At 67.8% G+C, this 7,114-nt stretch carries 7 protein-coding genes and 2 pseudogenes; 6 read left to right on the forward strand and 3 right to left on the reverse strand.

Annotation, left to right across the window (positions count from 1 at the left end):
- Positions 1-180, reverse strand: a 180-nt coding sequence (locus tag F9K34_RS15875; RefSeq protein ID WP_291338096.1) for a transposase, incomplete at its 3' end; no start/stop codon positions are given.
- 30 nt (positions 181-210) lie between these two features.
- Between F9K34_RS15875 and F9K34_RS15880 the strand changes: the two genes are divergently transcribed.
- Positions 211-1,065 (forward strand): hypothetical protein, encoded by an 855-nt coding sequence (locus tag F9K34_RS15880; protein ID WP_291338097.1) that lies wholly within the window; start codon positions 211-213, stop codon positions 1,063-1,065.
- Between the two features lie 10 nt (positions 1,066-1,075).
- On the opposite strand, the gene rpiA is transcribed toward F9K34_RS15880, so the two are convergent.
- Positions 1,076-1,858, reverse strand: a complete 783-nt coding sequence (gene rpiA / locus F9K34_RS15885; RefSeq protein ID WP_291338098.1) for a ribose-5-phosphate isomerase RpiA — start codon at positions 1,856-1,858, stop codon at positions 1,076-1,078.
- Between the two features lie 133 nt (positions 1,859-1,991).
- Here rpiA and F9K34_RS15890 point away from each other — a divergent pair.
- The 4 genes and pseudogenes from F9K34_RS15890 (at position 1,992) to F9K34_RS15905 (ending at position 6,069) form a co-directional block, all read left to right on the forward strand.
- Positions 1,992-2,768: pseudogene (locus tag F9K34_RS15890) on the forward strand (methyltransferase domain-containing protein).
- Between the two features lie 167 nt (positions 2,769-2,935).
- Positions 2,936-3,628 carry a glutathione S-transferase family protein gene (locus F9K34_RS15895; protein WP_291338099.1) on the forward strand — a complete coding sequence of 231 codons (693 nt, stop codon included), beginning with the start codon at positions 2,936-2,938 and terminating at the stop codon, positions 3,626-3,628.
- Between the two features lie 10 nt (positions 3,629-3,638).
- Positions 3,639-5,015, forward strand: a complete 1,377-nt coding sequence (locus F9K34_RS15900) for an L-serine ammonia-lyase (RefSeq protein WP_291338100.1) — start codon at positions 3,639-3,641, stop codon at positions 5,013-5,015.
- Positions 5,016-5,145: 130 nt separating this feature from the next.
- Positions 5,146-6,069, forward strand: a complete 924-nt coding sequence (locus F9K34_RS15905; protein WP_291338101.1) for a DMT family transporter — start codon at positions 5,146-5,148, stop codon at positions 6,067-6,069.
- Here F9K34_RS15905 and F9K34_RS15910 read toward each other — a convergent pair.
- Positions 6,047-6,685 (reverse strand): thiamine diphosphokinase, encoded by a 639-nt coding sequence (locus F9K34_RS15910; RefSeq protein ID WP_366557918.1) that lies wholly within the window; start codon positions 6,683-6,685, stop codon positions 6,047-6,049. The two genes, F9K34_RS15905 and F9K34_RS15910, sit on opposite strands and share 23 nt — an antisense overlap.
- Before the next feature lie 174 nt (positions 6,686-6,859).
- On the opposite strand from F9K34_RS15910, the pseudogene F9K34_RS15915 reads away from it, so the two are divergent.
- Positions 6,860-7,114 (forward strand): annotated as a pseudogene (locus F9K34_RS15915) (hypothetical protein); the annotation flags it as partial.

The raw sequence follows: 7,114 nt of genomic DNA on the forward strand, positions 1-7,114 counted from the left end.
CAGGCAGGTCTGAATGGCAGGATCGCTGTAGACGGGCTGCCGCCCGCGCTTGCCAGTCGGATCAGCCTCCCAAGTCATCTCGGGATCGAACCAGATCGTCAGCGACCCCCGGCGCTTAAGCGCCGCGTTGTAGGTCGGCCAGTTCTTGGTCTTGTAAGTCGGTGTGTTCGGTCTGCTCATGCCCTCCAGCTATCACGCTGGATTCACAAGATGAATCCCCTCAACCGATTTGTGCAACAGAGCCGTGACGCGATGAAGTTGGATTTCGGAGCGATCATCGACGGGCTTAACCGACGTCACGGGAATGACAAGTTCCGTCTCGTGCGGCGCAATGGCGCAATGATCGAGACGGTGCCGTCGATTGGTGCACTGAACATCCTAAAATACTTATTCACCGATGCCGAGATCGTGAATACGATCTGGCCACTTCTTCACAACCTCGCAGCTATCTATCGCAATCCGTTCCAACAACACATTTTTAGTCAATTAATGCGTTTCTCTATTCTGGAGAAGGTCGTCTCGGACCGACGCGAGATCGATCAATTTTTTGAACATAACAAACAGCACGAGAAGATTCGCCGTATGCCACTTTTCTGGCTCCAATGGCATATGGCGAAATGCTCGTCCGGCGACTTCCTTGCTGCTGAGAATCTACTCGAACAAGGTTATACGGAAGCACGCAACCTTGAATCCACGGCGCGCAAGAAATTCGACAGGCGACAACTCGATGATCGGCGAGCGAAATTCCTGATGCTGCGGGCTGCAACGACCTTGCGCGAGGGCGCGGATCTCTTTCGCGACTTCAAGGAAGCCTGCGAGCTTACCGAAAAAGTTCTGCGGCAGGATGACCCGCAGCATTATCCCTTCGAGACGCTTAAAGGAATTGTGCATGCGTTCAACGAAAGGAGCCACAGGCTGCTGGACGTTCACAGGCCCATCGTCGAGCAATGGATCGACACACTCGGGAATTATGCACGCCGGCGGTTCGGTATGCTCCCAAGAGGGTATCAGACCGGAGCCGCACGGGCCGCCCTCCAAGAGTCCGGTTTTCCACCCGCCGATTAAGACGGACCGTTCACAAATCGGTGAAGACGTTTCCGGTTTCCGCAATCTCGATCCGCCCGCGTTCGACCGTGCCGGTCGTGATGTCCCTGACCTCGACCCGGCCGTCGCCGTGGCCGATGATGACGCGGTCACAGATATCTATGAAAAGCCCGTTTTCAACCACGCCCGGCACCTGATTGAGCGCGAGCGCGAGCTGGCGCGGGTTGCCGATCCGGCCGAGGTGGAGGTCGAGGATGCGGTTGCCCTCGTCGGTCGTGTAGGGCCTGTCGCCGTCCATGCGCAGCGTGATCTCGCGGCCGAGCACGTCGAGCGCGGCGAGCATCTCGCCGATCAGCGCCTTCGAGGTCTGCCAGCCGAAGCCGATGACCTCGATCGGCAGGGGGAAGGCCCCGAGATGGGCGACCTCCTTGCCGACATCGGCGATCACGATCATCTGGTCCGAGGCCGTGGCGACGATCTTTTCCTGCAGGAGCGCGCCACCGCCGCCCTTGATGAGATTGAGCTCGGGATCGAACTCGTCGGTCCCGTCGATGGTGAGGTCGAGCCAGCGCGCCTCGTCGAGCGTCACGACCTCGATCCCCTCGGCCCGCGCCAGCGCCGCGGTCCGCGCGGAGGTCGGCACGCCGGTGATCCGGAGGCCCTCCTGCCGCACCCGCTCACCCAGGAGCCGCACCATCCAGGCGGCCGTCGATCCGGTGCCGAGCCCGACGCGCATCCCGCTCTCGACGAACTCCACGGCCTTCTTCGCGGCGACATATTTCGCCATCTCGACGGGGGACAGGTTCGCAGGCATCGACATCTCCGTCTCGGGGACCGTCCCGGTTATAGAAAGATTGGCGGCGAGGCGCGAGGGGCAAATGGTCAGGATGTCGCCGATCCTGCGCTGCCGTGCTATGATAGATTTCTGTGACGGCGGAGGGCGAGGGATGCTTGTCTTCGATGCCGACGCGACGCGGTTCCTCGACGATATCTATCTGGGCGCCGATTTCGCCCGGCGCCGGAGGGCGAACTTCGATGCGCTCGATCCGCGGCCCGGCGAGCGCATTCTCGACCTCGGTTGCGGCCCCGGACACCTGACGCAGGACCTCGCGCGCGCCGTCGGCCCCGGAGGCCGAGTGGTCGGCCTCGACCCCAGCGCGGCGATGCGCGAGGCGGCCGAGGAGCGCTGCCGCGGCATGGCGGCGGTCGAGATACACTAGGGCACCGCCCAGGCTCTTCCCTTTGACGGCGCAAGCTTCGACAAGGCGGTGGCGGTCCAGGTCTTCGAATATCTCGACGACCTCGCGCCGCCCCTCGCCGAACTCCACCGCGTCCTCCGTCCGGGCGGGCAGGCGGTGATCGGCGACATGCACTTCGACACGCTGGCATGGCACAGCGCCGATCCCGGCCGCATGGCGCGCATGATGCGGGCCTGGGACCGGCATCTCGCCGACCGGACGGTGCCGGCGAAACTGCCCGCGCTGATGCGCGACGCCGGCTTTCGCGCCGTGCGGTCGATCCCGCTGACGTTCTGCGACACGGCACTGCGCCCCGACGGCCTGGCGCGGATGATGATCATCCTGATGGCCACGTTCGCCCGGCAGAGCGCGCTCCTGCCCGAGGCGGAAATCGCCGCCTGGCAGGCGGAGCAGGAGGATCTCGCACGGACCGGCCGCTTCTTCATGACCCTGACCCGTTTCGTCACCGTCGCGCGCCGGGACTGACCGGCGGCTCCCGCTGGCGCTGCCGTTACCCCATGCAGCGATCGGCCCAGCCACGGACCGGGAGACATGGACTGGGACCGCCCGCGCGCATTTCTCACCGGGGGTGTCGCATTTTGCCCGGCACCCGGCCCGCGTCCGGCCGATAAGGGCGCGAACAGGACCCGCGCATGTACATCCTCCACTACGCCCCCGACAACGCCTCGCTCATCGTGCGCCTCGCGCTCGAGGAGATGGGGCTTGCCTACGAGACGCGGCTGGTGGACCGGCGCCTGCGCGCGCAGGACATGCCCGCCTACCGCTCGCTCAACCCGGCGGGGCTGATCCCGGCGCTGGAGACGCCCGAAGGGCCGCTCTTCGAGACCGGGGCGATCCTTCTCTGGCTATCGGAACGCCACGGCATGCTGGCCCCGGCCCCCGTCACGGCGGGGCGCGGCGATTTCCTGAAGTGGCTCTTCTTCACCTCAAACACGTTGCACGCCGACATGCGGACGCTCTTCTACGCCGACCGCTACGCCGGATCGGAGGCGGCGCTGCCGGCCTTCTCCGCCGCCACCCGCGCGCGCATCGCCGGCCACCTCGCGCTCGTCGACGCGATGGCCGCCGGCCGCCCCGCCTGGTGCCGCCCCGACGCGCCCTCGGTCCTCACCTGCTACCTCGCGCCCCTGATCCGCTGGCTCGCGCTCTATCCCGAGGACGGCGCGGGCTGGTTCGACCTCGCCGCCTTCCCCGCCCTGCACGCGCTCGCTGCGGCGATGGAGACGCGACGCTCCGCGCTGGCCGCGGCCCTTGCGGAAGGGCTCGGGCCCACCATCTTCACCAGACCCTCCTACGCCAATCCGCCCGAGGGCAGCGCCACCTGAAAGGAAACCGATGTTCCTCTCCGTCTTCGACATGTTCAAGGTGGGCGTCGGCCCCTCTTCCTCGCACACGATGGGGCCGATGGTGGCGGGCGCACGCTTCCTCGACAGCCTGCGCGCCTCGCCGTTCCACCCCGCGGGCCTGCGCGCCTCGCTGCACGGATCGCTCGCCTTCACCGGCAAGGGCCACGCGACCGACCGCGCGACGATCCTCGGGCTCGCCGGCTTCCTGCCCGACAGCTACGATCACGAAAAGGCCGAGGCGGCGCTGGCGGCCATCGCCGGGACCGGAACCGTCACGCCCCCCGGCCTGCCCACGCTCGCCTTCCGGCCCGACACCGACCTCGTCTTCGACTACCGGGAGCGGCTGCCCGGCCATTCCAACGGCATGATCCTGATGGCGACCGACGCCCAGGGCGACGTGATCCTGCAGGAGACCTATTACTCCATCGGCGGCGGCTTCGTGGTGACAGCGGCCGAGCTTGCGGCGGCGGACAAGACGGCCGCGGCCCCCTCCGGCGTCCCCTATCCGTTCGAGACGGCGGCCGAGATGCTCGCCATGGCCGCGGCCTCGGGCAAGTCCATCGCCGAGATGAAGCGCGCCAACGAACGCCATTTCCGCAGCGTGGGCGAGATCGACGCGGGGATTGCGCGGCTCTGGCAGGTGATGGACGGCTGCATCGAGCGCGGGCTGAAGGGCGAGGGCATCCTTCCCGGCGGGCTGAAGGTGCGCCGCCGCGCCAAGGCGATCCACGAGGCGCTGCTTGCCGAACGCGGCCTGAACCTCGTGCCGCCGCACACGATCAACGACTGGATCAGCCTCTATGCGCTCGCCGTGAACGAGGAAAACGCGGTGGGCGGCCAGGTCGTCACCGCGCCGACGAACGGCGCGGCGGGCGTGCTGCCGGCGGTGCTGCGCTACTGGCTCGACCACGTTCCCGGCGCATCGCCCGCGCGGATCGGGGAATTCCTGCTGACGGCCTCGGCCATTGGGGGCCTGTGCAAGCACAATGCCTCGATCTCGGGCGCCGAGGGCGGGTGCCAGGCCGAGATGGGCAGCGCCGCCGCCATGGCCGCGGCCGGGCTCTGCGCCGTCCTCGGCGGCACGCCCGAGCAGGTGGAGAACGCGGCCGAGATCGCGCTCGAACATCACCTCGGCATGACCTGCGACCCGGTGAAGGGCCTCGTCCAGGTGCCCTGCATCGAGCGGAACGCGCTCGGCGCGATCAAGGCCGTCTCGGCCGCCTCGCTCGCGCTCAGGGGCGACGGTCAGCACTTCGTGCCGCTCGACGCCTGCATCGAGACGATGCGCCAGACCGGCCACGACATGCACGAGAAGTACAAGGAAACCTCGCTCGGCGGCCTCGCCGTGAACGTGCCGAACTGCTGATCCGGGGATCCGAGATCACGCGGAAAATCGCGGCATCGGAGCCGCACCGCCGCCGGAAAACCGGCACCCACGGGCGCACGGGGTCGCTTTCGGAATGGACGCGGCACAGCCCTCCCTGTAGCCGGGGGGCATGACCCGGACCGACCGCATCCTGCCCGGCGTGGCGCTGATGATCGCCTTCTGCATCGTCGCGCCGCTGATCGACGTGGCCTCGAAGCTTGCAGGCGCGGGCGTGCCCGTGGGCGTCATCGTGTTCGGCCGCGGCGTCGTCCAGGCGGCGCTGATGGCGCCGGTGGTCCTTCTCATGGGCCTGTCCTTCGCCCTCGACCGGCGCGCCTTCCGCCTTCTCGCCCTGCGCGCCTTCTTCCTCGTCGCCTCGACCTACTGCTTCGTGGCGGCCCTCCGCGTCATGCCCATCGCCGACGCGCTCGCCATCGTCTTCGTCGAGCCCTTCGTGATCCTCCTCATCGGCCGCTTCGCGCTTGGCGAGGAGGTTGGCCCGCGGCGGCTCGCCGCCTCCGTGGTGGGTTTCGTGGGCTCGCTCTTGGTGATCCAGCCCTCCTTCGCCGCCTTCGGTGCGGTGGCGCTCCTGCCCCTCGGCACCGCCGTCAGCTTCGCCTTCTACATGCTCGTCACCCGCACGCTCTCTGCCCGCGTCCATCCGGTGCCGATGCAGTTCCACACCGCGCTTCTCGCCGCGCTGATCTGCGTGCCGCTCCTCGCGCTCGGCACCGCGCTCGGCGAACCCTCGACCACCTTCGCCCTGCCGCAAGGCATCTTCTGGCTGTGGGTCTTCTGCGTCGGTCTTGCCTCGGCGGTCAGCCACATGGCGATCACCTATGCGCTCGCCTTCGCCCCCTCCTCGACGCTCGCACCGCTCCATTACCTCGAGATCGTCACGGCCGTGGTCCTTGGCTACCTCGTCTTCGGCGACCTGCCGAACGCGCTGACGGTCGCCGGCATCGGCATCATCGTCGCCTCCGGGCTCTACATCATCCACCGCGAGCGGGTGACGGCGCGCGCCCGCGGGCTCACCACGGAACTGCCTGCCTGAGCCCCTCGATCGCCGCCGATAGGGCGGCGCGGGGCAGGATCACCAGCATCCCGGGCGCCGCGAACGCCATCTCGACCGGCCCTTCGGCCCGGTTCGAGGTGCCGATCCGGCCGTCCGGGCGGAAGTCGAGCCCCGCGATCGGCCAGGCGAGCCCGGTCGCCCGCCCCGTGACCGGCGCCATCGGGAAGAGCGAGACGCCGGTGCCGGCGACGAGGCCGAGCGCGATCCGGCGCGGTGCGGCGAAGGCCGCGTCGCGCGCCGTCAGGATCACACAGCGCCGCCCCGGATGACGCACGAGCGCGTTCCACGCGGCGAGGCTGTGGTCGGCGCGCGGCCCGGCGAAACCGAGCCCGAGGATGAACGGCGCCTCGATCCGCGTCAGGCATTTCTCGAAGTCGGTGGTTTCCTGCTCGGCGACATGGAGGAAGCGGGCCGCGGGCACCGCCGCGCGGGTGCGGGCATTCACCGAATCGAGATCGCCGATCACGCGATGGGGAACGTGTCCCGCCCTAACCGCCACATTGGCGCCACCATCGGCGGCTACAAGGCAGGGCGCCAGTTGCAGCGCCGCGGCCAGCGCGCCCCGCGCGAGGCTGCCCGCGCCCACCAGGGTCACTGGCGACGAAGATTGGACAATGTCGGTTCTCATGGCAGGATTGATGGCGATTAAGGCGCAATAACACAATGTCGGCCAGAAAAAATCCTTCAATTCACCCGGTTTTGTCCACGGTGACGCACTAGTTCGGAGCCAGCCTCATTGGGCAGGCAATAGAAAGAAGGCGAGCATCCCATGGTCGGTGCAAGCAAGATCCTGACGGTTTCCTACGGCACGTTCTCGTGCACGCTGGAGGGGTTCGACGATCCCTTCAACACGATGCGGGCGATCGCGGAATACTTCCGGGACCTCGCCGCCGAGGACCGCTTCTTCGGCGCGACGCCGCCGACGCCCGACGCCGACATGCTCCACCGCATCGCCGAGCGCGAGGTCCAGCGCCGGGTCGAGGCGCGGGTGAGCGATCACGGCATCGTCCTGCGTGCGCGGGAT

This window comes from Albidovulum sp. (genome assembly GCF_008933605.1).
Classification (GTDB): Bacteria; Pseudomonadota; Alphaproteobacteria; order Rhodobacterales; family Rhodobacteraceae; genus Albidovulum.

What these genes read in the sequence shown, in the direction of transcription:
- F9K34_RS15880 (WP_291338097.1), top strand. Translation starts at nt 211, where the DNA reads ATGAATCCCCTCAACCGATTTGTGCAACAGAGCCGTGACGCGATGAAG.
- rpiA (WP_291338098.1), bottom strand. Translation starts at nt 1,858, where the DNA reads ATGCCTGCGAACCTGTCCCCCGTCGAGATGGCGAAATATGTCGCCGCG.
- F9K34_RS15895 (WP_291338099.1), top strand. Translation starts at nt 2,936, where the DNA reads ATGTACATCCTCCACTACGCCCCCGACAACGCCTCGCTCATCGTGCGC.
- F9K34_RS15900 (WP_291338100.1), top strand. Translation starts at nt 3,639, where the DNA reads ATGTTCCTCTCCGTCTTCGACATGTTCAAGGTGGGCGTCGGCCCCTCT.
- F9K34_RS15905 (WP_291338101.1), top strand. Translation starts at nt 5,146, where the DNA reads ATGACCCGGACCGACCGCATCCTGCCCGGCGTGGCGCTGATGATCGCC.